This is a genomic window from Blastococcus sp. SYSU DS0973, assembly GCF_054051055.1.
Map to the genome: position 1 here is coordinate 134,942 of NZ_JBJHAN010000007.1, position 23,031 is coordinate 157,972.

At 74.5% G+C, this 23,031-nt stretch carries 23 protein-coding genes and 1 pseudogene; 20 read left to right on the plus strand and 4 right to left on the minus strand.

Annotated features, from left to right (window positions below; translation table 11 throughout):
- Positions 1-115: 115 nt before the first annotated feature.
- A pseudogene (locus tag ACI791_RS13315) lies at positions 116-190 on the plus strand (hypothetical protein); the annotation flags it as partial.
- 557 nt (positions 191-747) lie between these two features.
- Here ACI791_RS13315 and ACI791_RS13320 read toward each other — a convergent pair.
- Positions 748-1,608: an aldo/keto reductase gene (locus tag ACI791_RS13320; RefSeq protein ID WP_456586471.1), complete on the minus strand. Its 861-nt coding sequence runs from the start codon at positions 1,606-1,608 to the stop codon at positions 748-750.
- 115 nt (positions 1,609-1,723) lie between these two features.
- On the opposite strand from ACI791_RS13320, the gene ACI791_RS13325 reads away from it, so the two are divergent.
- The 15 genes from ACI791_RS13325 to nusB all read left to right on the plus strand — a co-directional run bounded on the left by ACI791_RS13325 (position 1,724) and on the right by nusB (position 15,864).
- A complete protein-coding gene (locus ACI791_RS13325) occupies positions 1,724-3,058 on the plus strand; it encodes a replication-associated recombination protein A (RefSeq protein WP_456586472.1) in 1,335 nt (444 codons plus the stop codon).
- 97 nt (positions 3,059-3,155) lie between these two features.
- Positions 3,156-3,581, plus strand: a complete 426-nt coding sequence (locus tag ACI791_RS13330; RefSeq protein ID WP_456586473.1) for a DUF948 domain-containing protein — start codon at positions 3,156-3,158, stop codon at positions 3,579-3,581.
- Entirely contained in the window at positions 3,581-3,865 is a 285-nt protein-coding gene (locus ACI791_RS13335; protein WP_347060447.1) for a hypothetical protein, read from the plus strand. Before ACI791_RS13330 ends, ACI791_RS13335 begins: the two co-directional genes overlap by 1 nt.
- A 53-nt stretch (positions 3,866-3,918) precedes the next feature.
- Entirely contained in the window at positions 3,919-6,603 is a 2,685-nt protein-coding gene (gene alaS / locus ACI791_RS13340; protein ID WP_456586474.1) for an alanine--tRNA ligase, read from the plus strand.
- Between the two features lie 7 nt (positions 6,604-6,610).
- Positions 6,611-7,285 carry a Holliday junction resolvase RuvX gene (gene ruvX / locus ACI791_RS13345; protein ID WP_456586475.1) on the plus strand — a complete coding sequence of 225 codons (675 nt, stop codon included), beginning with the start codon at positions 6,611-6,613 and terminating at the stop codon, positions 7,283-7,285.
- A 185-nt stretch (positions 7,286-7,470) separates the two neighbouring features.
- A complete protein-coding gene (gene mltG / locus ACI791_RS13350) occupies positions 7,471-9,060 on the plus strand; it encodes an endolytic transglycosylase MltG (protein WP_456586476.1) in 1,590 nt (529 codons plus the stop codon).
- Positions 9,053-9,859, plus strand: coding sequence for a shikimate dehydrogenase (locus tag ACI791_RS13355; protein ID WP_347060451.1), 807 nt, complete (start codon positions 9,053-9,055; stop codon positions 9,857-9,859). The genes mltG and ACI791_RS13355 overlap by 8 nt, the downstream gene beginning before the upstream one ends.
- Positions 9,860-9,867: 8 nt before the next feature.
- A complete protein-coding gene (locus ACI791_RS13360) occupies positions 9,868-10,530 on the plus strand; it encodes a prepilin peptidase (protein ID WP_456586477.1) in 663 nt (220 codons plus the stop codon).
- Positions 10,531-10,576: 46 nt separating this feature from the next.
- Entirely contained in the window at positions 10,577-11,761 is a 1,185-nt protein-coding gene (gene aroC / locus ACI791_RS13365) for a chorismate synthase (protein WP_456586478.1), read from the plus strand.
- Positions 11,758-12,291, plus strand: a complete 534-nt coding sequence (locus tag ACI791_RS13370; protein ID WP_456586479.1) for a shikimate kinase — start codon at positions 11,758-11,760, stop codon at positions 12,289-12,291. The genes aroC and ACI791_RS13370 overlap by 4 nt, the downstream gene beginning before the upstream one ends.
- Positions 12,288-13,349, plus strand: a complete 1,062-nt coding sequence (gene aroB / locus ACI791_RS13375; protein WP_456586480.1) for a 3-dehydroquinate synthase — start codon at positions 12,288-12,290, stop codon at positions 13,347-13,349. The genes ACI791_RS13370 and aroB overlap by 4 nt, the downstream gene beginning before the upstream one ends.
- A complete protein-coding gene (gene aroQ / locus ACI791_RS13380) occupies positions 13,346-13,780 on the plus strand; it encodes a type II 3-dehydroquinate dehydratase (RefSeq protein WP_347060456.1) in 435 nt (144 codons plus the stop codon). Before aroB ends, aroQ begins: the two co-directional genes overlap by 4 nt.
- Positions 13,777-14,880, plus strand: a complete 1,104-nt coding sequence (locus tag ACI791_RS13385) for a M24 family metallopeptidase (RefSeq protein WP_456586481.1) — start codon at positions 13,777-13,779, stop codon at positions 14,878-14,880. Before aroQ ends, ACI791_RS13385 begins: the two co-directional genes overlap by 4 nt.
- Positions 14,881-15,441: an elongation factor P gene (gene efp / locus ACI791_RS13390; RefSeq protein WP_347060458.1), complete on the plus strand. Its 561-nt coding sequence runs from the start codon at positions 14,881-14,883 to the stop codon at positions 15,439-15,441. It abuts the gene before it with no gap.
- A 15-nt stretch (positions 15,442-15,456) separates the two neighbouring features.
- Entirely contained in the window at positions 15,457-15,864 is a 408-nt protein-coding gene (nusB, locus tag ACI791_RS13395) for a transcription antitermination factor NusB (RefSeq protein ID WP_347060459.1), read from the plus strand.
- A 118-nt stretch (positions 15,865-15,982) separates the two neighbouring features.
- Here the strand turns inward: nusB and ACI791_RS13400 are convergent, their stop codons facing one another.
- The 3 genes from ACI791_RS13400 to bldD all read right to left on the minus strand — a co-directional run bounded on the left by ACI791_RS13400 (position 15,983) and on the right by bldD (position 18,694).
- Positions 15,983-17,014, minus strand: a complete 1,032-nt coding sequence (locus ACI791_RS13400) for a hypothetical protein (protein WP_456586482.1) — start codon at positions 17,012-17,014, stop codon at positions 15,983-15,985.
- The gene (locus tag ACI791_RS13405) at positions 17,011-17,928 is read right to left on the minus strand and encodes an ABC transporter ATP-binding protein (RefSeq protein ID WP_456586483.1); all 918 of its coding nucleotides are present in this window, start codon (positions 17,926-17,928) and stop codon (positions 17,011-17,013) included. Before ACI791_RS13405 ends, ACI791_RS13400 begins: the two co-directional genes overlap by 4 nt.
- Positions 17,929-18,136: 208 nt before the next feature.
- Entirely contained in the window at positions 18,137-18,694 is a 558-nt protein-coding gene (bldD, locus tag ACI791_RS13410; protein WP_347060463.1) for a transcriptional regulator BldD, read from the minus strand.
- A 239-nt stretch (positions 18,695-18,933) separates the two neighbouring features.
- On the opposite strand from bldD, the gene pyrR reads away from it, so the two are divergent.
- The 4 genes from pyrR to carA all read left to right on the plus strand — a co-directional run bounded on the left by pyrR (position 18,934) and on the right by carA (position 23,030).
- Complete coding sequence (gene pyrR / locus ACI791_RS13415) at positions 18,934-19,557, plus strand: bifunctional pyr operon transcriptional regulator/uracil phosphoribosyltransferase PyrR (protein ID WP_456586484.1); 624 nt, start codon at positions 18,934-18,936, stop codon at positions 19,555-19,557.
- Positions 19,554-20,471 carry an aspartate carbamoyltransferase catalytic subunit gene (locus ACI791_RS13420; protein ID WP_347060465.1) on the plus strand — a complete coding sequence of 306 codons (918 nt, stop codon included), beginning with the start codon at positions 19,554-19,556 and terminating at the stop codon, positions 20,469-20,471. Before pyrR ends, ACI791_RS13420 begins: the two co-directional genes overlap by 4 nt.
- Positions 20,468-21,757 carry a dihydroorotase gene (locus tag ACI791_RS13425; protein ID WP_456586485.1) on the plus strand — a complete coding sequence of 430 codons (1,290 nt, stop codon included), beginning with the start codon at positions 20,468-20,470 and terminating at the stop codon, positions 21,755-21,757. Before ACI791_RS13420 ends, ACI791_RS13425 begins: the two co-directional genes overlap by 4 nt.
- Positions 21,758-21,863: 106 nt before the next feature.
- Positions 21,864-23,030: a glutamine-hydrolyzing carbamoyl-phosphate synthase small subunit gene (gene carA, locus ACI791_RS13430; RefSeq protein ID WP_456586486.1), complete on the plus strand. Its 1,167-nt coding sequence runs from the start codon at positions 21,864-21,866 to the stop codon at positions 23,028-23,030.
- Position 23,031 lies beyond the last annotated feature (1 nt).

The window sequence follows — 23,031 nt, forward strand, 5'->3', positions numbered from 1 at the left end:
CACGGCGCTGTCCCGCCCGGAGCAGCCCCTGGCCGCGGCCTGGGCCGGGGAGTCCGAGCTCGACGGCCTTTCCCGCCTGATCGTCGGGGCGGGCCTCGCCGTGCAGGACGTCGCCATGCTGCGCGCCGCCTGCCGGTACCTCGCCCAGGTGAGCCCGGGCCTCTCCCGCGGCTACGTCGAGGACACCTTCCTCGCCGCGCCCGACTTCGCCTGCGCGCTGCTGGCGCACTTCGCGGCCTGTCACGACCCCGGCGCCGCTGACCCCGTTGCCGCGGCCTCGGCTGCCGAGCACCTCGCCGATCTCCTGACCCACACCACGAGCCTGGACCAGGACCGGATCCTCCGCGGCCTGCGCGACGTGCTCGCCGCGGTGGTGCACACCAACCGCTACCAGGATCGGTGGACCTCCTCGTCGGGGGGTCTGCGAGGACGACGACCAGTTGCTCGACGTGGTGGTCCGCATACGTGCGGTGGAAGGCGTCGAATCCGCGTATGGCGCACGGACGCCGTCATCGACCACGTCTCCCGCGACACCGTCCCCGCGCGCGACTCGCTGACCGCTCGGGGTTCGAGGGGTCGCTCCCGTTGCTGGGGCGCTCCCGCCATCGTTGTGCCGGGTCGGCGGCCGTGGACGCCCCTCGACCGGTCTGCGGCAGCGGCTGTCCGGTTCCCGGCCCGAGTGGCGTTCCGCTTCGGCAGCAGGCCGGGCTGGGCCGGCCGTCGGGACGCCCAGCCGCCCGTCGGTGATCAGCTGGCATCGAGGCGGGCCAGGTGGTCGGGGCTGAGCTGCAGGTCGGCGGCGGCCGCGGAGTCACGGATCGACGCCACCCGGGACGCCCCTGGGATCGGCACCACGACGTCGGCCTGGGCCAGGTGCCAGGCGAGCGTCACCCGGTACACCGAGACCCCCAGCTCGTCGGCCACCTCCCTGAACGCCGGTGCGGTCGACCCCAGTGACCCGGCTGCCGTCACCCCGCCGAACGGGCTCCACGGGAGGAAGGCCAGCTCGAGCGCGGCGCAGTGGGCCAGCTCGTCGGCGGAGTGCCGGTAGCCGGGGGAGAACTGGTTCTGCACGCTGACCAGCGCGTCCCCGATGATGGACCGCGCGACGTCGATCTGTGCGATGTCGGCGTTGGAGATGCCGACCATCCGCACCAGGCCCTCGTCGGCCAGCGCGCGGAGCGCCCCCATCGAGTCCTCCCACGGGGTGGCCGGGTCGGGCCGGTGGAGCTGGTACAGGCCGATCGCGTCGACGCCGAGCCGGCGCAGCGACGCCTCGCAGGCCCGCCGCAGGTAGGCCGGCGTTCCGTCCAGCTCCCAGTCGGTGCCCCGCCGGGTGTGCCCGCCCTTGGTGGCCACCAGCACGTCCCGCGCGCCGTCGCCGTAGGAGGTCAGCGCCTCGGCCACGAGCGACTCGCTGTGCCCGAACTCCACCTCGTCCCGCGAGTAGGCATCGGCGGTGTCGATGAGCGTCACCCCGGCGTCCAGGGCCGCGTGGACCACCGCGACGGCGTCGTCGTGCGAGGGCCGGTCGTCCTTCGTGGACAGGGGCATGGCCCCGAGCCCGACGGCGCCGACGGTCTGGCTCCCGATGCGTCGCTGTTCCATGGGGACGTCGTGCCCCGCGGGTAGCGTTCTGACCCGTGAGCGGGCAGGTGCGTGGAGATCGCAGCGAGGAACGAGCGAGGAGCGCAGCGCGCCGCGGGAGCGAACCGGTGTCGCCGTGACATCGTTGTTCGACGCACCAGAGGACGAGGGCCCCGCCGGCGTCGACCCGGGTGCGCCGCTGGCGGTGCGGATGCGGCCGCGCGCGCTGGAGGAGGTCGTCGGCCAGCAGCACCTGCTCGGCGACCGCGCCCCGCTGCGGCGGCTGGTCGAGTCCGACGAGCCGATGTCCCTGGTGCTCTACGGCCCACCCGGCACCGGCAAGACGACCCTCGCGCACGTCATCTCCCTGGCCACCAAGCGCCAGTTCGTGCAGCTCTCCGCCCTCGACGCCGGGGTGAAGGAGGTCCGCGCGGTCATCCAGAGCGCCAGGCGCGAGCTGACCTACGCCGGCCGCCGCACCGTGCTCTTCATCGACGAGGTGCACCGGTTCTCCAAGACGCAGCAGGACAGCCTGCTGTCCGCGGTCGAGGACCGGATCGTCAGCCTGATCGCCGCCACCACCGAGAACCCGTTCTTCTCCGTCGTCAGCCCGCTGCTGTCCCGGAGCCTCGTCCTGGCGTTGCAGCCGCTCACCGACGACGACATCCGCTCGGTCCTGCACCGTGCCCTCACCAGCGAGCGGGGGCTGGCCGGTGCGCTGACGCTCAGCGCCGAGGCCGAGGACCACCTGGTCCGGGTGGCGGGCGGCGACGCCCGCAAGGCCCTCACCGCTCTGGAGTCCGGCGCCGGGGCGGCCCGGGCGGTCGGCGCGCCGGAGATCGACCTCGCCACGCTGGAGACCGCGGTCGCGCAGGCGGCCGTGCGCTACGACCGGCAGGGCGACATGCACTACGACGTCGCCAGCGCGCTGATCAAGTCCATCCGCGGCAGCGACGTCGACGCCGCGCTGCACTACCTCGCGCGCATGGTCACGGCCGGGGAGGACCCGCGCTTCATCGCCCGGCGGCTGGTCATCAGCGCCAGCGAGGACATCGGGATGGCCGACCCGACGGCGCTGCTCACCGCGGTGGCGGCCGCGGACGCGGTCGCCTTCATCGGCATGCCCGAGGGGCACTTCCCGCTGGCCCAGGCGGTGGTGCACCTGGCCACGGCGCCGAAGTCCAACGCGGTCACCGTGGGCATCGGGGAGTCGATGGCCGACGTGCGGGCGGGGCTGGGCGGGCCGGTACCGCCGGGGCTGCGGGACGCCCACTACGCCGGGGCGAAGAAGCTCGGCCACGGCAGGACCTACGTCTACCCGCACGCCCACCCCGACGGCGTGGTCCCGCAGCAGTACCCGCCGGACGCCCTGGTCGGCAGGGACTACTACCGGCCGACCGGCCGCGGCGCGGAGGCACGGCTGGCCGACCGGCTGGCGAAGCTACGGGCGATCGTCCGACGCCCGCGATGACGCCCCGGCGGGGGACGGACGGCAGCGGGGGGCCGCGACTACTGTGACGAGGCCGGAGTCCGCTCCCGGCGCCCACCCCCTCAGAACAGGAGCACGCGTGTCCGCAGGAGAGATCGCCGGGCTGATCGCAGCCGGGGCGCTGGTGCTGCTGGTGGCACTGGTTTCCGTGCCGCTGCTCAAGCTGGGCCGGACGCTCGACGAGACCACCCTGACCATCCGCCAGGTGCGTGAGCAGAGCGCTCCGATCCTCGGCCAAGCCAGCACCACGGTCGCGCACGTGAACAGCAACCTGGAGCGGGTCGACGACATCACCGGCAACGCCGCCAGCGTCTCCAGCAACGTCGCCGCGCTCACCAGCGTCGTCGCCGCCACGATCGGCAGCCCGCTGATCAAGGTCGCCGCGTTCAGCTACGGCGTGCGCAGCGCCACGAGGAAGAAGCGCGAGGGCCAGGCGCTGGCCGACGCCGCCGCGCGGGACAAGGCCGAGCGCCGTGCCCGCCGTGCCGCCCGGCGGGCCGCCTGATGCGCCGGCTGTTCTGGCTCGCCATGGGCGTCACGATCGGCGCGCTCGTCGTCCGCAAGCTCTCCGCCGCGGCCGAGAAGATGACGCCGGCCGGCATCGGGGCCTCGATCGCCGAAGGGCTGCGCGACCTGGCCGACGCCATCGGGGACTTCGGTGCCGACGTCCGCGAGGCGATGAGCGAGCGGGAGCTGGAGCTGCGCGCCGGAACGGGCCTCGACGCGCCGCTGCCCGAGGCCGGTGACGCAGCAGCCCTGCGCCGCGGGGCGCACGCCGCCGACCTCTGACCCCCGCAGCCGGCTCGTGCACCACACCGGCCCTCCTACACCGAGAAGACCTGATGCAGACCGCCGAGATCCGCCGCCGCTTCCTGGAGCACTTCGCCCAGCGCGGCCACACCGTCGTCCCCAGCGCGTCGCTGGTCTCCCCGGACCCGTCGCTGCTGTTCACCGTCGCCGGCATGGTGCCGTTCATCCCGTACCTGACCGGCCGGGAGCCCGCGCCGTTCCCGCGGGCCACCAGCGTGCAGAAGTGCGTGCGCACCCTCGACATCGAGGAGGTGGGCAAGACCACCCGCCACGGCACGTTCTTCCAGATGAACGGCAACTTCTCCTTCGGCGACTACTTCAAGGAAGGTGCCATCCAGCACGCCTGGGAGCTGATCACCGGTCGGCTGGACGACGGCGGGCTGGGCTTCGACCCCGAGCGCATCTGGGTCACGGTCTACCTGGACGACGACGAGGCCGCGGATGCCTGGCACCGCATCGCGGGCCTGCCGGTGGAGCGCATCCAGCGGCTGGGCAAGAAGGACAACTACTGGCACACCGGGGCGGCCGGCCCCGGCGGCCCCTGCTCGGAGATCTACTTCGACCGCGGGCCGCAGTTCGGGCCCGACGGCGGCCCCCTGGTGGACACCGCCGGCGATCGGTTCCTCGAGATCTGGAACCTCGTGTTCATGCAGTACGAGCTCACCGACGTCCGGAGCAAGGAGGAGTTCACGGTCGTCGGCGAGCTGCCGAAGAAGAACATCGACACCGGCATGGGCCTGGAGCGGGTGGCCTACCTGCTGCAGGGCGTCGACAACATGTACGAGATCGACGAGGTCGCCCCGGTGCTCCGCCGCGGTGCCGAGCTGGCCGGGGTGACGTACGGCAAGGACGCCGACGCCGACGTCCGGCTGCGGGTCGTCGCCGACCACGTGCGCAGCGGGCTGATGCTCATCGGCGACGGCGTGACCCCCGGCAACGAGGGCCGCGGCTACATCCTGCGCCGGCTGCTGCGCCGCGCCGTCCGGTCGATGAAGCTGCTCGGCGTCGACGAGGCGACGCTGCCCGAGCTGCTGCCGGTCTCCCGCGACGCCATGAGCGCCAGCTACCCGGAGCTGGCCGCCGACTTCGACCGGATCTCCGCGGTCGCCTACGCCGAGGAGGAGGCGTTCCGCCGCACTCTCGCCTCGGGGACGGCGCTGTTCGACACCGCGGTCCGGCAGGCCAAGCAGGCCGGCACGCCGAAGCTCTCGGGTGACCAGGCCTTCAGCCTGCACGACACCTACGGCTTCCCGATCGACGTCACCCTCGAGATGGCCGCCGAGCAGGGCGTCACGGTCGACGAAGCCGGTTTCCGTGCCCTGATGACCGAGCAGCGGGACCGGGCCCGCGCCGACGCCCGCGCCAAGCGCACCGGCTCGGTCGACGTGCTGGCCTACCGCCGGCTGCTGGCCGACCACGGCCCGACCGACTGGCGGGCCTACGAGACGCTGCGCACCGACTCCCGCGTGCTCGGGATCGTGCGCGAGGGCGACGAGGACGGCGAGCGACCGGCCGGCCCGGGCGAGATCACCCGCGTGGTCCTGGACCGGACGCCGTTCTACGCCGAGTCCGGCGGGCAGGTCGCCGACGCCGGCATCCTCAGCTGGGACGGCGGGCGCGCCGAGGTCATCGACGTGCAGCGGCCCGTCAAGGGGCTGGTCGCCCACCAGGTGCGGATACTCGAGGGCGAGCTGCGTGACGGCGCCGAGCTGACCGCCGAGGTGGACCGCGAGTGGCGGCTGTCGGCCTGCCAGGCACACTCGGGCACCCACGTGGTGCACGCCGCGCTGCGCCAGGTGCTCGGCCCGCAGGCGCTGCAGTCCGGCTCCTACAACCGGCCCGGCTACCTGCGGCTGGACTTCGCCTGGCAGGGCGCGCTCACCCAGCAGCAGCGCACCGACATCGAGGACGTCGCCAACGCCGCCGTCCGTGCCGACCACAAGGTCACCGCCCAGTACATGACGCTGCCCGAGGCGCAGGCCTTCGGTGCGCTGGCGCTGTTCGGCGAGACCTACGGCGAGCAGGTCCGCGTCGTGGAGATCGGCGGGCCGTGGTCGCGGGAGCTCTGCGGTGGCACGCACGTGCGGGGCAGCGCCCAGATCGGCACGCTCGCGCTGACCGGGGAGTCCTCGGTCGGCTCGGGCGCACGGCGCGTGGAGGCCGTCGTGGGGCTCGAGGGCTTCCGGTACCTGGCGCGCGAGCGGGACCTGGTGCGCCAGCTGGCCGAGATCCTCAAGGCGCCGCAGGACGGCCTGGTGGAGCGGGTGAGCGGCATGGTCGCCCGGCTGCGCGACCTCGACCGGGAGCTGGCCGACCTGCGCGCCCAGCAGAGCGTCGCCGCGGCCGGCGAGCTGGCCGCGGCGGCCCGCGACGTCGGCGGGGTCGCCGTCGTCACCGGCTCGCCGGCGGGCCTGGGGGGCGGTGATCTGCGCACCTTGGCCCTCGACGTCCGGGGCCGGCTCGGGTCCGATCGGCCGGCGGTCGTGCTGCTGGCCTCGGAGTCCGGTGGCAAGGTGGCACTGGTGGCGGCGCTGACCCCGGGTGCCGTCGCGCAGGGGCTGTCGGCCAACGACGTCCTGAAGGCCGCCTCCGCCCCCGTCGGCGGCCGGGGCGGTGGCAAGTCCGACGTCGCGCAGGGCGGCGGAACCGATCCCGCGGGAATCCCCGCGGCGTTGCAGGCCGGCGAGCAGGCGGTCGCGGCCGCCAGTGGGAGGTAGACACTACGTGTCCGGATCCGAGCACAGCCCCGAGGACACCGGCCCGGTCGGCGGCCGCCGGCGCGAGCTGCCGGCGGTGCCACCGGCGCGGCCGCGTCCGTCGACGGGTGAGCAGCCGACCTATCACCCGACGACCGAGATCGACCTGAGCCAGGGCTTTCCGCCGGTCAAGCACGAGACCACCGAGATCGACCTGTCCGGCGGCTGGCCGCAGCACCTGAAGGTACCGCCGCGCCGGGCGGACGCACCGTCCCCGCGCGGTCGGGTGTTGGGGGTCGACGTCGGCACCGTCCGCGTGGGCGTGGCGATGTCCGACCCCACGGGGACGCTCGCCAGCCCGCTGGAGACCCTCCGCCGGGCCAAGGACAAGGCCGATCTGGACCGGCTCGCCGCCCTCGTGGTGGAACACGAGGTGACGGAGGTGGTCGTGGGGGAGCCGGTGCACCTGTCGGGTGCGTCGGGCACTTCTGCCCAGGATGCTGCCGATTACGCCCAGGAACTGGCCGACCGCATTCCGGAGGTGCCGGTGAACCTGATCGACGAGAGGCTCTCCACCGTGACCGCAGCCAGCCACCTCCGCGAAGGCGGTATCGACAGCCGTCGCCAGCGGGGAGTGATCGACCAGGCGGCTGCCGTGGTCATCCTCCAGCAGTACCTCGACACCCGGCGGGCGCCCTCGTGACCGCGCCCGGCGGGCCGCCGCGGCAGGGCCGGCACTCCTTCGGCGACGGCCCCGGTGCGGCGCCGTCGCCGTTCTGGCCAGGTTCTGCAACCCCCGCCGGTGACGGTTTCCCGCCGGGCCCCGCGGCGTACCCGCGGCGGTCCCCGTCCGACCAGGGGGCGGGTGTGCTCCGCCCCGGTTCCCGGGTGGTCGAACCCGGGAACGATGCGACCGGCCCGCTCGTCGAGCCCGGCTGGTGGTCCGACGGCGGCTCCGGCTCCCCGCTCACCGCGCGGCACGGCGACAGCGACGAGCACGGGGTCGGCCGGCAGCACCCCTCCGCGCCGCTGCCGCCGCTGCCCACCGGCGCCTGGGGTCGGCTGCGCCCGCGCCCGGGGCCCGGGGACGACGACGACGCCACCGTCGCCGTGCCCCGGCTGGGTGCGCACCCCGACGACGAGCCCGACCGCGACCTCACCGACGGCGACGCCGCGGACGAGGCGCCGGCCGACCGCTCCGACTGGGAGGAGCAGACCGGCGGCCTCGAGGTCATCGGTGCGAACGTCGACGAGGAGCGACCGCGCCGGCGCGGTCTGCTCCGACGGCGCGGCGCCGCTGCCGGGCCCGTCCACACCGACGAGCCGGGGTACGCGCCGCACGAGGAGAACCACCCCGCGGACGACGACCTGCTGGGGGCCGACGACGAGGTCCCGGTCGAGCCCTACGACCCGCGCGACGACCGCCGTCGGCGGCGCCGCCGCCCGTTCGCCATCGCCGCGGCGCTGCTGGTGCTCGGCGGCATCGTGGCGGGCATCGTGCTGGGCGGCCAGCAGCTGCTGTCCCTGGTCGGCCCGTCCTCCCCGGACTACACGGGGACGGGCAGCGGCAGCGTGGACGTGCGCGTGCAGGAGGGCGACACGCTCAGCGACATCGCGCGCACGCTCCAGGAGGCCGACGTCATCGCCTCCACCGGCCCGTTCATCGATGCCGCGGCGGCGAACCCGGACGCCACCGGCATCCAGCCGGGCGTCTACTCGCTCCGGCTGCAGATGAGCGGCCAGGCGGCGCTGGAGATGCTGCTCGACCCCGCTTCGCGCCAGGTCTCGCGCGTGACCGTCCCCGAGGGCTTCACCGTGGACCAGGTCCTCGCCCGGCTGGCGGAGGAGACCGGCACGCCGATCGAGGAGCTGCAGGCGGCGGCCGATCCGGCGGCGCTGACCCTGCCCGGGTACGCCGGTGACCAGCTGGAGGGCTTCCTCTACCCGGCGACCTACGACTTCGAGCCCGGCACCACGTCGCAGCAGATGCTGCAGCAGATGATCGACACGTTCACCGGCGTGGCCGGCCGGCTGCGGCTGGAGGAGCGCGCCGCGGCGCTGGGGCGCACCCCGTACGAGGTGGTCACGGTCGCGTCGATGGTCCAGTCGGAGACGCGGCTGGACGAGGAGCGTCCCGACGTGGCCCAGGTGATCTACAACCGTCTCGAGCAGGGCATCGCCCTGGGCATCGATGCCACGCTGGCCTACGGGCTGGACAAGAGCGGCAACGAGCTCACCGTCACGGACCTGCAGACCGACGGGCCGTACAACACCCGCACCCGCCAGGGTCTGCCGCCGACGCCGATCAGCTCCCCGGGGGAGGCGAGCCTCGAGGCTGCGCTGGCCCCGTCGACCGGGGACCTCCTGTACTACGTGCTGGAGTCCCAGGACGGCGCCCACTTCTTCACCAGCGACTACGCCGAGTTCCAGCAGGCCCGGCAGCGGTGCGCCGCGGCCGGTCTCGGCTGCGGTGGCTGAGCGGCAGCAGCGGGCGGCGGTCCTCGGGCGGCCGGTGGCCCACTCGCTCTCGCCGCTGCTGCACCGCGCCGCCTACGCGGCACTGGGGCTCGCCGACTGGAGCTACGACGCGCTCGACGTCGGGCCTGCCGACGTGCCGGTGCTGCTGGCGGGGCTGGGTGACGAGTGGCGTGGCTTCTCGGTGACGATGCCGTGCAAGCGGGCGGCGGTGGAGGCGGCGGACGCCGCGGAGCCGCTCCCGCGGCTGCTGCGAGCGGCCAACACGCTGGTCCGTACCGACGCCGGCTGGCGCGCCGAGAACACCGACGTCACCGGCGTCGGCATGGCGCTGCAGCTGGCCGGGGTCGAGCAGGTGGAGCACGCGGCGATCCTGGGCGCCGGCGGGACGGCGGCGGCCGCCGCGGTGGCGCTCTCGTCGCTCGGCGCGCAGCGGATCGACGTCGTCGTCCGGGAGCCGTCCCGGGCCGGCGAGGTCGTCCGGGTGCTGGACAGCCTCGGGGTGGGCAGCCGCGTCGTCCCGCTGGCCGGCGCGCGGGTCGAGGCCCCGGTCGTGGTGAGCACCGTGCCCGTCGACGGTCAGCCCGCGGTGGCCGCGCTGGCATGGGGCGCCGGGCAGACGGTGCTCGACGTCCTGTACTCCCCGTGGCCCACGCCGCTGGCCGAGCGGGTGACCGCGGCCGGCGGCACGGTGATCAGCGGCCTCGAGGTGCTGTTCTGGCAGGCCACCGAGCAGGTGGAGCTGATGACCGGGCAGCAGGCGCCGATCGGTGCGATGCGGGCCGCGCTCGACGCCCGCTGACCGTCGCCGTGGAAATCTTTCGCCCGCTGCTGGTCGGCGCGGCCGTGGTCGTCGCGCTCGCGGTCGGCCCCTGGCTGGCCCGCACCGCCGCCCGGCTCGCCGCACGTGACGCCCGGGCGCCCGCCGCGCCGCGTTCCACCGCGCTCGCGACCGGCTTCCTCGCCGCCGGGCTCGCCGGTGCGGTGCTGCTGTGCGGGGTCCGGCCGGCCACGCTCGCCCTGGCGTGGGGCGCGGGCGCCGCGGTCGTCCTCGCCTCGGTCGATCTCGCCGTCCACTGGTTGCCCGACCGGGTCCTGCTGCCCGCGCTGGTCGTCTGCGGCGCGGCCCTGCTCGCCGACGCCGCCGTGCTGGGCACCTGGCTGCCGCTGGGGCGGGCCGTCACGGCGGGCGCCGCGGCGTTCGCGGTCCCGGCGGCGGCGCGGCTGCTGGCCCCTGCCGCCCTGGGCTTCGGCGACGTCAAGCTGCTCGGCCTCCTCGGGCTGGTGCTGGGCTGGTTCGGCTGGGGGGTGCTGCTCGCCGGGGTCTTCCTCGGCCTGCTCGCCGGCGCCCTGGGCGCGGTGGCCCTGCTGGCGACCCGGCGGGCGGGCTGGCGCACCTCCGTCCCGTTCGGTCCGCCCCTGCTCGTCGGCGCCGCCCTGGCCCTCCTCGTGGGGGGCGTTCCACCCGGGTGACCGATGCCGCGGGGGCGCCCGACAGCGGCCTGGCAGAATCCCCGGCATGTTGCGCTGGCTGACCGCCGGTGAGTCGCACGGCCAGCAGCTCACCGCCATCCTCGAGGGACTTCCGGCCGGGGTCGAGGTCCAGACCTCCGACCTGGACCTGCAGCTGGCGCGCCGCCGGCTGGGGCACGGGCGGGGCGCCCGCATGTCGTTCGAGCAGGACCTCGTCACGCTGACCGGCGGGGTGCGGCACGGCCGCACCCAGGGTGGCCCGATCGCCGTCCAGGTGGGCAACACGGAGTGGCCCAAGTGGCAGACCGTGATGTCCGCCGACCCGGTCGACGCCGACGTGCTCGCCGGCCAGGCCCGCAACGCGCCGCTCACCCGGCCGCGCCCCGGGCACGCCGATCTCGCGGGCATGCAGAAGTACGGCTTCGACGACGCCCGGCCGGTGCTCGAGCGGGCCAGCGCGCGGGAGACCGCGGCGCGGGTGGCGCTCGGGGCGATCGCGCAGGCGTTCCTGCAGCAGACGCTCGGCGTCTCCGTGGTCAGCCACGTCGTCGGCATCGGCCCCGTCGCCGCCCCCGACGGCATCGTGCCCGGGCCCGGGGACAACCCGCGCCTGGACGAGGACCCGGTGCGCTGCGCCGACCCCGCCACCAGCGAGCGCATGGTCGCCGAGATCGACGACGCCCGGAGGACCGGCGACACCCTCGGCGGCGTCATCGAGGTGGTCGTGCACGGGCTGCCCCCGGGCCTGGGGACCCACGTGCACTGGGACCGCCGGCTCGACGCCCGGCTGGCCGCCGCCCTCATGGGCGTGCAGTCGGTGAAGGCCGTCGAGGTCGGTGACGGGCTGGAGACCGCCCGCCGCCGCGGCTCGGTCGCCCACGACGAGATCGTGCTGGCCGACGACGGGCAGCGGGTGCAGCGGCTGACCGACCGCGCCGGCGGAATCGAGGGCGGGATGACCAACGGCGAGGTGCTGCGCGTCCGCGCGGCCATGAAGCCGATCAGCACCGTCCCCCGGGCGCTTCAGACCGTCGACGTCGCCACCGGCGAGGCGGCGGTCGCCATCAACCAGCGCAGCGACGCCTGCGCGGTTCCCCGCGGCAGCGTGGTGATGGAGGCGATGGTCGCGCTCGTGCTCGCCGACGTCGTGCTGGAGAAGTTCGGTGGCGACTCGGTCACCGAGACCCGGCGCAACGCGCGGGCCTACCTCGACGCGCTGCCGTACCGGTGAGCCGTCCCGCGCTCGTCCTGGTGGGCCCGCCGGCGTCGGGGAAGACCACGGTCGGCACGGCCGTCGCCGCCGCCCGCGACCTGCCGTTCCGGGACACCGACCGGGACGTCGAGGCCGAGACCGGCAGCAGCATCGCCGACCTGTTCGTGCAGCACGGCGAGCCGCACTTCCGGGCGCTGGAGGAGCGGGCCGTCGCCCGCGCCCTCGCCGAGCACGAGGGCGTCCTGGCGCTCGGCGGTGGTGCGGTGACGAGCAGCGGCACGCGGGAGGCGCTCGTCGCCTACGGGCGCGCGGGCGGAACGGTGGTCTGGCTCGACGTCGACGTCTCCTCGGCCGCCCGCCGGGTGGGGCTCTCCCGTGACCGGCCGCTGCTGGCCGTCAACCCGCGCGCCATGCTGCGCACCATGCTCGAACAGCGCGCCCCGCTGTACGCCGAGGTGGCCACCCACCCGGTGGCCACCGCGGGGCGCTCCCCGGAGGAGGTCGTCGCCGAGGTGCTCGCCGTCCTGACGCCGGAGGAGGCCCGGTGACGCCCCGCGTCGTGCCCGTCGCGGGGGAGAGGCCCTACGAGGTCCGGATCGGGGCGGGGGCCCAGGCCGAGCTCGGGCTGGTGCTGGCCGGCACCCCGAAGGCGGCGGTCGTCCACGCGCCGCCGCTGGCCGCCGCCGCCGGTGCGGCCGTGGAGACCCTGCAGACCGCCGGCGTGGCCGCCGAGGCCGTCGTCGTCCCCGACGGCGAGGCCGCGAAGACCGCGCAGGTCGCCGCCGAGGTGTGGGAGGAGTTCGGCCGGCTGGGCCTGACCCGCTCCGACGCCGTCGTCGGCGTGGGCGGGGGGGCGGTCACCGACCTGGCCGGGTTCCTGGCCGCCACCTGGACCCGCGGCGTGCGCGTGGTGCAGGTGCCCACCAGCCTGCTCGGCATGGTCGACGCCGCCGTGGGCGGCAAGACCGGCATCAACACCGCGGCCGGCAAGAACCTGGTCGGCGCCTTCCACCCGCCCGCGGCGGTGCTCGCCGACACCGACCTGCTGGCCGGGCTGCCCGAGGCGGAGTTCCGCTCGGGGCTGGCCGAGGTCGTCAAGTGCGGCTTCATCGCCGACGCCCGGATCCTCGAGCTCCTCGGGGGCGACCCGACCGGACGGCGGGACACCGAGGAGCTGATCGAGCGGGCCGTGCGGGTCAAGGCCGCGGCGGTGGGGGAGGACCTGCACGACACGGGCGTGCGGGAGTTCCTCAACTACGGCCACACCCTCGCCCACGCGATCGAGCGGGTGGAGGACTTCGGCTGGCGGCACGGTGAGGCGGTCGCCGTCGGGCTGGTCTTCGCCGCCGAGCTGGCCGGGCAGGCCGGGCTGCTCACCGCCGCCGAGGTGAGCCGTCACCGCGACCTGGTCGCCGCCATGGGGCTGCCGACCCGCTACGCAGGCGACTGGGATCGGCTGCAGCAGGTCATGAGGGTGGACAAGAAGGCCCGCGGCGCGTCCCTGCGCTTCGTCGTCCTCGACGGTATGGGCGCCCCCAGGATCCTTCCCGACCCGGACCAGGCGTGGCTCGACGCGGCGTGGGCCGCAGTATCGGAGAACCCATGACCATCCAGGTGCTCAACGGGGCCAACCTCGGCCGGCTCGGCACCCGGGAGCCCGAGGTGTACGGGACGACGACGTACGCCCAGCTCGAGGAGCTGCTGGCGACCGCTGCCCGGGAGCTCGGCGTGGACGTGCGGGTGCGCCAGACCGACGACGAGGGTCAGCTGCTGCGCTGGATCCACGAGGCGACCGACGCCGGCGACCCCGTGGTGATCAACCCCGGCGGCTGGACGCACACCTCCGTGGTGCTGCACGACGCGCTGGCCGCGGTGACCGGGCCGGTGATCGAGGTGCACATCAGCAACATCCACCGCCGCGAGGAGTTCCGGCGGCACTCCTACGTCTCCCGGGTCGCCGACGGCGTCATCGCCGGTCTGGGCGTGCACGGCTACGTCCTGGCGCTGCAGTGGCTGGTGCTCCGGGGTCTGTCATGACCCGGGAAGGGGCGCGGCGGGACGCGTTGCGGGCCACCGCCGCCGAGCGGGGGCTGGACGCCGTCCTGGTCACCAACCTGCTCAACGTGCGGTACCTGACCGGCTTCACCGGCTCCAACGGTGCCCTGCTGCTGCGCACGGACGGCGGTGACGTCTTCGGCACCGACGGCCGGTACACCACGCAGGCCGGCACGCAGGTGCCCGATGTCGAGCTGCTGGTCGACCGGGCCACCGTGCCCGCCCTGGCGCGCGAGGCGGTGCGGCGCGGGGCCGGCCGGCTGGGTTACGAGTCCCACGACCTGACCGTCGACGGGCTCCGTGGCCTGGAACGGGTGCTGGCCGACGCCGCCGCCGGTGGCGCCGTTCCGGAGCTGGCCTCGGTCCGGCGGGCGGTGGAGGCCCAGCGGGCGATCAAGGACGGCGACGAGATCGAGCTCCTGCGGCGGGCCTGCGCCGTCGCCGACCAGGCGCTCGCCGAGCTCGCCGCCGAGGGCGCCCTGCGCCCCGGCCGGACCGAGCTGCAGGTCGGCCGGGAGCTGGACGCCCGGATGCTGGCGCTGGGTGCGGAGGCGCCGTCGTTCGAGACGATCGTCGCCACCGGCGCGAACTCGGCGATCCCGCACCACCGGCCCGACGCGACGGTGCTGCGCGAGGGGGACCTCCTCAAACTGGACTTCGGGGCGACGGTCGCGGGCTACCACTCCGACATGACCCGCACCCTGGTGCTCGGGCACGCCGCGGACTGGCAGCGGGAGATCTACGAGCTCGTCGCCGCCGCGCAGGCGGCCGGGCGGGCCGCTCTGGCGGTGGGTGCCGACGTCGTCGCGGTCGACGCCGCGGCGCGCGACGTGATCGTGGCGGCCGGCCACGGCGAGCACTTCCCGCACGGCCTCGGGCACGGGGTGGGGCTGGAGATCCACGAGGCGCCGGGCATCGGCCAGCAGGGCGCGGGTAGGCTTGCCGCCGGTATGGCCGTCACCGTGGAGCCAGGTGTGTACCTGCCCGGCCACAGCGGTGTCCGGATCGAGGACACCCTGATCGTCACCGGCGACGCGCCCGAGTTGTTGACCCTCACGAGCAAGGAACTGCTGGTTCTCTAGATGGCTACCACCAACGACCTGAAGAACGGCATCGTCCTCAACCTGGACGGCCAGCTCTGGACCGTCACCGACTTCCAGCACGTCAAGCCCGGCAAGGGCGGCGCGTTCGTCCGCACGACGCTGAAGAACGTGCTCTCGGGCAAGGTCGTGGACAAGACCTTCAACGCCGGCACCAAGGTCGAGACGGCCAACGTGGACAAGCGGTCGATGACGTACCTGTACAAGGACGGCACCGACTACGTCTTCATGGACGGCGACACGTTCGACCAGATCTACGTGCCGGCCGAGACCGTCGGCGGGGGCGCGGACTACCTGCTCGAGAACACCGAGGTCGTCGTCGCGGTGCACGACGGCACCCCGCTGTACGTCGAGCTCCCGGTCACCATGGAGCTCGTCGTCGAGCACACCGACCCGGGCCTGCAGGGCGACCGCTCCACCGGCGGCACCAAGCCCGCCACGCTGGAGACCGGCGCGCAGATCCAGGTACCGCTGTTCATCACCACCGGCGAGAAACTGAAGGTCGACACCCGCGACGGCCGGTACCTCGGCCGCGTCAACTGAGCGCCGGCTAGCTCGGTGGCTGCACGGTCCAAGGCGCGCAAGCGCGCCGTCGACGTCCTGTACGAGGCCGACGTCCGGGGCCGCGACCGGATGGAGCTCCTCCGGGAGCGGGTCGCCGACGGCAACCCGCCCGTTCCCGAGCACGCCGTCCGCCTGGTCGAGGGCGTGGACGAGTTCGGCGCGCGCATCGACGAGCTGATCGAGGCCCACACCGCCGGCTGGTCGCTGCACCGGCTGCCCGACGTGGACCGCGCGATCCTGCGCATGGCCACCTACGAGCTGCTCTGGGCCGACGACGTGCCCGACGCGGTGGTCATCGACGAGGCGGTGGAGCTGGCCAAGGCGTTGTCCACCGACGAGTCCCCGCGCTACGTCAACGGCGTTCTGGGCGCCATCCTCGCCGCGGAGGTCCCGACGGCCTAGCGAGGGCGCACGGCACCGACGAGGTGGGCCCGGCGGTCCGGCGAGGAGTGTGGTCGGACACGCGCGTGGCAGCAGGGGAACGGCCGCTGGTCCCGGCGTCGTCCGGAGGACGGCGACGTCATTGCAGGTCGCGGCGAGCGAAGAGCCAGACGCCGGCACCGAGGACCAGGGCCGCGAACGCGCCGACGACGAGGCCGCCCTGCAGGTTGGTGACCAGGTAGGACGGTGGGCCCTGGGGCCCGGTGCTCACCACGCTGTAGTCGATGACCGGCACCCCGCCCGGGACGACGAGGGCGACCGCGTTGGTCGACAGCAGCCAGCGATCGAGCAGCGGGTCGTAGATCCGCAGCGCGGTCTCGACGATGGCGAAGTAGACGAACCCGACGCCGAGCGCGGCCCCGGTGTTGCGCACCAGGTTGGCCAGCCCGAAGCCGATCAGCGCCACGAGCACGGCGAGCACGACCCCGCGCCCCTGGGCGGCGAGCAGTTCGCCCCAGAAGCCCTCCGGCAGCGGGTTCCCGGTGCCCACCAGGGTCCGGAGGATCCACGCCATCGCCAGCCAGGCGGCCTGCGCCGCCAGGCCGATGACCAGCGCCGCCAGGACGAGGACGCCGATCTTCGTGCCGATGACGCGCAGCCGGTTCGGCACCCAGAAGAGCAGGGCGACGATGGTCCGGGTCGACCACTCGGCGCCGATCCAGGTGGCGCCGGTGAGAAACGCGAGCACCGCGGCGGCGGCCGCGAAGCCGATCGCGCCCGCCTGGCCGGCGTCGGCGAGGTCGAACGGCGCCGTGGTCAGGTAGTCCTCGACGCGCCAGGTGGAGGTGTCGAGCGGGGGCCCGCAGAACTGCTCGACCGGCTGGCCGGCCTCCGCGGCCTGCGTCGCGCACTCCGCGCGCCACGCCTCCTCGCCCGCGATGACCTCCTCCATGCGCTCGCGGGCGGCGGCGACGTCGGCGTCGGTGGGCTCGCCGAAGTTGAGCAGACCGAGGACGACCGCCGCCAGCCAGCCCAGCACGCCCAGCCCCAGCAGGACGTGGATGAACCGGCGCGCGGTGAACCGGTGCAGCTCGGCGCGGAACAGGCTGCCGCGCCGCGGGGTCGACGTCGGCCCGGCCGAGGTCGTCGGCTGCTCGGTCGAGGCGCTCACGCCTGCCCTCCGGTGATGGCGAGGAAGGCACTCTCCAGGTCGGGGGTCACGCGGACGAGCTCCTCGAGGTAGTGGCCGTGCTCCGCGAGCACGCGGGTGATCTCCCCGGTCGCGGGCGCGCCGTGCACGAGCACCTGGCCGTCGGGCGCCGGTGAGACGGCGAAGCCGGCGGCGCCGAGCACCGCCGCCGCGGCGGCCGGGTCGGGGACCACCACGCGGACGTCCCCGGTGCCGGCCCGGGAGAGGACCGAGGCGACCGGGCCGGAGGCCACCCGACGGCCGCGGGCGAGGATGGTGACCGAGTCGCAGACCTGCTGGATCTCCGCGAGCAGGTGCGAGGACACCAGGACGGTGGTCCGGCCGTCGGAGCCCAGCCGCCGGATGAGCTCGCGCACGTCGCGGATGCCGGCAGGGTCCAGGCCGTTGCTCGGCTCGTCGAGGATGAGCAGCCGTGGTGCCTTGAGCAGCGCGGCGGCGATGCCGAGGCGCTGCTTCATGCCGAGGGAGTAGCCCCTGAACCGGTCGTCGGCCCGCTCGCGCAGGTCCACCAGCTCCAGGCACTCCTCGACGCGCACCCGGGGGACGCCGGCGGTCTCGGCCAGCAGGCGCAGGTTGCGCCGCCCGGAGAAGCCGGGGAAGAACAGCGGCGTCTCGACCAGGGCGCCGACGTCGCCGATCACGCCCGTCAGGCCGGCGGGCACCGGGCTGCCGAGCAGGCGCAGGTCGCCGGCGTCCACCCGCACCAGCCCGAGCAGCGCCCGGATCGACGTCGTCTTGCCCGAGCCGTTCGGGCCGAGCAGGCCGTGGACGCCGCCGGTGTCGACGGTCATGTCGAGTCCGTCGAGCGCCTTGTGCGGCTGGCCGCCGCGTCCGCGATAGGTCTTGGTGACCCCCGCCATCTCCACCGCAGGCATGCGGCCTCCCTGCTCGTCCGGTCCGGGCGCCCGGCTGGCAGCACAGTGGCACACGCGGTGCCGCGGGGGACGGCGTCGGAGCGCGCGTGTCGAGACCGCCGCGGCCCGGAAACGACGAGGCCCCTGCCGGATCGGCAGGGGCCCTCGCACGGCCCCCTGCCAGGGCCCACCGCGAACGTGCGAGCGGCGGGGGGCAGAGGGTCCTTCGTCAGCGCGGGGAGCGCCGGCGGTCGCCCCAGGCGGACTCGTCGACGTCCTCCTCGAGGTCGTCGTCGCCGCTGCCGACGATGCCCTCCATGCCGGGGGAGAGCACGCCCCACTCGATCAGCCGGGAGGTGAGCTCGTCGGGGCTCATGTCGTAGATGATCGCCAGCGACTTCAGGTCCTCGGCGCGGATGGACAGGACCTTGCCGTTGTAGTCGTGCCGCTGGGCCTGGATGGTCGAGGCGTAGCGGGCCAGCGGGCCGGCCTCGTCGGCGGGCAGCGAGCCCAGCGACTCCAGGTTCAGCACGATCTTGTTCGTGGAGGTGACCGCCGAGCTGGGGCGCGGGTCCGGCAGCAGCTCGGACACGGGCACGCCGTAGAAGACGGCGAGCTCGGAGAGGCGCTGCACGGTGACGGCGCGGTCACCTCGCTCGTAGGAACCGACGACGACCGCCTTCCAGCGGCCGTGCGACTTGTCCTCCACGCCCTGCAGGGACAGGCCCTGCTGGTTGCGGATGGCGCGGAGCCGGGCGCCGAGGGCCCGTGAGTAGTCGGTGCTCATCGCTGTCTGCTCACTGTCCGTCGTCTCGGATCGGGGCTGTTCGTCACGCAGCGTACTTGTCGAGCCGGGATCGCAACAGGCGGGCCGACACGATCGGGCAGGTGAGCGCGCCGCGAGGTCACTACGCGGAGGCGGGCCCGCCCGGGTGCCCGGCGGCCGGTCGCGGCGGTGCAGTACCGTCGTCGCCGGTCCGACCACTCCTTTAACGACCCGTCCAGTGAGGCGGGGAAGGAGGCCTCATGGCCCGCTCGCCCGAGCCTGCCCGGAGTCCGTCTCCCGGCACGCTGCTCTCCTCCGCCGACGTCGCCCGTGTCGTCGACCGCATGGCCCACCAGCTCATCGAGCGGTACGCCCGGGGCGGTGGGGTGGGGAACGACGCCGCGGCCGACCCCGCACCGCCCGACGGTGGCCTCTCCGACCTGGTGCTCGTCGGCATCCCGACCCGCGGCGCCCCGCTGGCCCGCCGGCTCGCCGCCCGCATCGAGGCGTTCACCGGCACCCGGGTCGACGTCGGCACCGCGGACATCACGCTCTACCGCGACGACCTGCGGCTCCGCGGCGTCCGTGCGCTCGAGCCCACGGTCCTGCCCGACGCCGGCATCGACGGCCGGCTGGTGGTGCTCGTCGACGACGTCCTCTTCTCCGGCCGCTCGGTGCGGGCGGCGCTGGACGCGCTGCGCGACCTGGGCCGGCCCCGCGCCGTCCAGCTGGCCGTGCTGGTCGACCGCGGGCACCGGGAGCTGCCGATCAAGGCCGACTTCGTCGGCAAGAACGTGCCGACGTCGCGGTCGCAGCAGGTGCGGGTGCACCTGGCAGAGATCGACGGGACCGACGAGGTGCTGGTCACGGAGGGGGAGCAGTGAAGAGGCACCTGCTGGAGGCGGCCGACCTCGACCGGGCCGACGCGACCCTGGTCCTCGACACCGCGGCGCAGATCGAGCAGGCGCTGGCCGGGCGCGAGGTCAAGAAGCTCCCGACGCTGCGCGGGCGGACCGTGGTCAACCTCTTCTACGAGGACTCCACGCGCACCCGGATCAGCTTCGAGCTGGCCGCGAAGCGCCTCTCCGCCGACGTCATCAACTTCTCCGCCAAGGGCAGCAGCGTCTCCAAGGGCGAGAGCCTCAAGGACACCGCGCTCACCCTCGAGGCGATGGGCAGCGACGCCGTCGTCGTCCGGCACGGGGCCTCCGGCGCACCGCACCGGCTGGCCAACTGGGTCCGCGGCAGCGTGGTGAACGCCGGCGACGGCACCCACGAGCACCCGACCCAGGCGCTGCTGGACGCCTACACGATCAGGCAGCGGCTGGGCCGGCTGGACGGCGTCCGCGTCACGATCGTCGGCGACGTGCTGCACAGCCGGGTCGCCCGCTCCAACGTCGGCCTGCTGCACACCCTCGGCGCCGAGGTCACCCTGGTGGCGCCACCGACGCTCCTGCCGGTGGGCGTGGGCAGCTGGCCGGCCGAGGTGGGCTACGACCTGGACGCGGTGCTGCCCAAGAGCGACGTGGTGATGATGCTGCGGGTCCAGGCGGAGCGGATGAACGCGTCCTTCTTCCCCAGCGCCCGGGAGTACAGCCGCCGCTACGGCCTGGACGCGCACCGCATGGCCGCGCTGCCCGACGACGCGATCGTCATGCACCCCGGCCCGATGAACCGCGGCATGGAGATCGCCGCCGACGTCGCCGACTCGGTCCGCTCGACGATCGTCGAGCAGGTCGCCAACGGGGTGTCGGTCCGCATGGCCGTGCTCTACCTGCTGCTCGGAGGCAACGCGTGACCACCTACCTGATCACGGGCGCCCGGCCGTTCGGCGGCGACCCCGCCGACATTTTGGTCGAGGACGGCCGCATCGCCGCCGTCGGCGAGTCGCTGTCGGCGACCGGCGCCGAGGTCGTCGAGGCCGGCGGCCTGGTGGCGCTGCCCGGGCTGGTCGACCTGCACACCCACCTGCGCGAGCCCGGCCGCGAGGACGCCGAGACGGTGGAGACGGGCAGCCGCGCCGCGGCCCTGGGCGGCTTCACCGCGGTGCACGCGATGGCCAACACCGACCCGGTCGCGGACACCGCCGGCGTCGTCGAGCAGGTGTGGCGGCTGGGGCAGGAGGCCGGGCTGGTCGACGTGGTCCCGGTGGGTGCGGTGACCGTGGGGCTGCGGGGCGAGCGGCTGGCCGAGCTGGGCGCCATGGCCGACTCCGCCGCCCGGGTCCGGGTCTTCTCCGACGACGGGCACTGCGTGTCCGACCCGGCGCTGATGCGCCGTGCGCTGGAGTACGTCAAGGCCGTCGACGGCGTCGTCGCCCAGCACGCCGAGGAGCCACGGCTGACCATCGGCGCCCAGATGCACGAGGGCGACCGGTCCGCGCGGCTGGGGCTGACCGGCTGGCCGGCCGCCGCGGAGGAGGCGATCATCGCCCGCGACGTGCTGCTCGCCGAGCACGTCGGCGCCCGCCTGCACGTCTGCCACGTCTCGACCGCGGGCTCGGTGGAGATCCTGCGCTGGGCGAAGTCGCGCGGCGTGCAGGTCACCGCCGAGGTCACCCCGCACCACCTGCTGCTCACCGACGCCTGCGCCGAGTCCTACGACCCGGTGTTCAAGGTCAATCCGCCGCTGCGCACCGACGACGACGTCGAGGCGCTCCGGGCCGGCCTCGCCGACGGCACGATCGACGCCGTCGGCACCGACCACGCCCCCCACGCGGTGGAGGACAAGGAGAGCGAGTGGGCCCAGGCCCGGCCGGGAATGCTCGGGCTGGAGCAGGCGCTGTCCGTGGTCATCGAGACCATGGTCGAGCCCGGCCGGCTGGACTGGGCCGGCGTCGCCGACCGCATGTCGGTGCGGCCGGCCGCGATCGGCCGGCTCCGTGGCCACGGCCGCCCGCTGGCCCCCGGCGAGCCGGCCAACCTGGTCCTGGTCGACCCGGCCGCCCGCGCGACGGTCGACCCGGCCGCGCTGGCCAGCCGCAGCCGCAACAGCCCCTATGCCGGTCGGGAACTCCCCGGCCGGGTGGTCGCGACGTTCCTGCGGGGGACGCCGACCGTTCTGGACGGAAAGGCAACACGGTGAGCGCGAGCCCCGACGGCGAGATCGGCGATCTCGCCGTCATCACCGCCGCGACGGGGGCGAGATCGCCGATCTCGCCCCGGATGGATCGGACCGGAGAGGCAGTCAAGTGAAGGAAGCGCTCCTCGTCCTCGAGGACGGGCGCACGTTCCGGGGCGAGGCCTACGGCGCGCCGGGGACGACGGTCGGTGAGGCGGTGTTCGCCACCGGCATGACCGGCTACCAGGAGACGCTGACCGACCCCAGCTACGCCGGGCAGATCGTGGCGATGACCGCCCCGCACATCGGCAACACCGGCGTGAACGGTGAGGACGACGAGAGCCGCCGCATGTGGGTGGCCGGATTCGTCGTCCGCGACCCCGCGCGCCGGCCGGCCAACTGGCGCGCCACCGGCAGCCTGGACGACGAACTGGTCGCCCAGGGGGTCGTCGGCATCAGCGGCATCGACACCCGGGCGCTCACCCGGCACCTGCGCGACCGCGGCGTGATGCGGGCCGGGATCAGCACCGAGCTCGACGCCGAGGCGCTGCTGGCACGGGTCGTCGCCGCGGAGAGCATGACCGGCGCCGACCTCGCCCCGACGGTGAGCACCGGCGAGCCGTACGTCGTCCCGGCGGTGGGGAAGAAGCGGTACACCATCGCCGCGCTCGACCTCGGCATCAAGACCGCCACCCCGCGGCACCTGGCCGAGCTCGGTGTGGAGACCCACGTGCTGCCCTCGACGGCGACCGCCGAGGAGCTGCTGGCCGCCGGACCGGACGGCGTCTTCCTCTCCAACGGCCCTGGCGACCCGGCCGCCGCCGACTACGCCGTGGCGGCGGTGCGCGGAGTGCTCGATGCCCGCCGGCCGCTGTTCGGCATCTGCTTCGGCAACCAGATCCTGGGTCGCGCCCTGGGCCTGGGCACCTACAAACTGCGCTTCGGCCACCGGGGGCTCAACCAGCCGGTGCTCGACCGGGTCAGCGGCACGGTGCGGGTGACCAGCCACAACCACGGCTTCGCCGTCGACGCCCCGCTGGACCGCTCCACCGACACGCCCTACGGCGCGGTCGAGGTGAGCCACGTGGGTCTCAACGACGACGTCGTCGAGGGCCTGCGGCTGATCGACGCGCCCGCCTTCAGCGTCCAGTTCCACCCGGAGTCGGCGGCCGGCCCGCACGACGCCGCCCCCCTGTTCCAGCGCTTCGTCGACCTGATGGAGACCGCCCGCAGCGGCGGGGACGCCGTCAGCCCACCTCCCGTCGTGGAGCACAGCACCGGCGAGAAGGAGGCCTGAC

Excerpts from the sequence above, each read along its gene's own strand:
- aroQ (WP_347060456.1), top strand. The coding sequence starts at position 13,346 with ATGACCATCCAGGTGCTCAACGGGGCCAACCTCGGCCGGCTCGGCACC.
- ACI791_RS13385 (WP_456586481.1), top strand. The coding sequence starts at position 13,777 with ATGACCCGGGAAGGGGCGCGGCGGGACGCGTTGCGGGCCACCGCCGCC.
- ACI791_RS13320 (WP_456586471.1), bottom strand. The coding sequence starts at position 1,608 with ATGGAACAGCGACGCATCGGGAGCCAGACCGTCGGCGCCGTCGGGCTC.
- ACI791_RS13405 (WP_456586483.1), bottom strand. The coding sequence starts at position 17,928 with ATGCCTGCGGTGGAGATGGCGGGGGTCACCAAGACCTATCGCGGACGC.
- efp (WP_347060458.1), top strand. The coding sequence starts at position 14,881 with ATGGCTACCACCAACGACCTGAAGAACGGCATCGTCCTCAACCTGGAC.
- pyrR (WP_456586484.1), top strand. The coding sequence starts at position 18,934 with ATGGCCCGCTCGCCCGAGCCTGCCCGGAGTCCGTCTCCCGGCACGCTG.
- aroC (WP_456586478.1), top strand. The coding sequence starts at position 10,577 with ATGTTGCGCTGGCTGACCGCCGGTGAGTCGCACGGCCAGCAGCTCACC.
- ACI791_RS13335 (WP_347060447.1), top strand. The coding sequence starts at position 3,581 with ATGCGCCGGCTGTTCTGGCTCGCCATGGGCGTCACGATCGGCGCGCTC.
- alaS (WP_456586474.1), top strand. The coding sequence starts at position 3,919 with ATGCAGACCGCCGAGATCCGCCGCCGCTTCCTGGAGCACTTCGCCCAG.
- bldD (WP_347060463.1), bottom strand. The coding sequence starts at position 18,694 with ATGAGCACCGACTACTCACGGGCCCTCGGCGCCCGGCTCCGCGCCATC.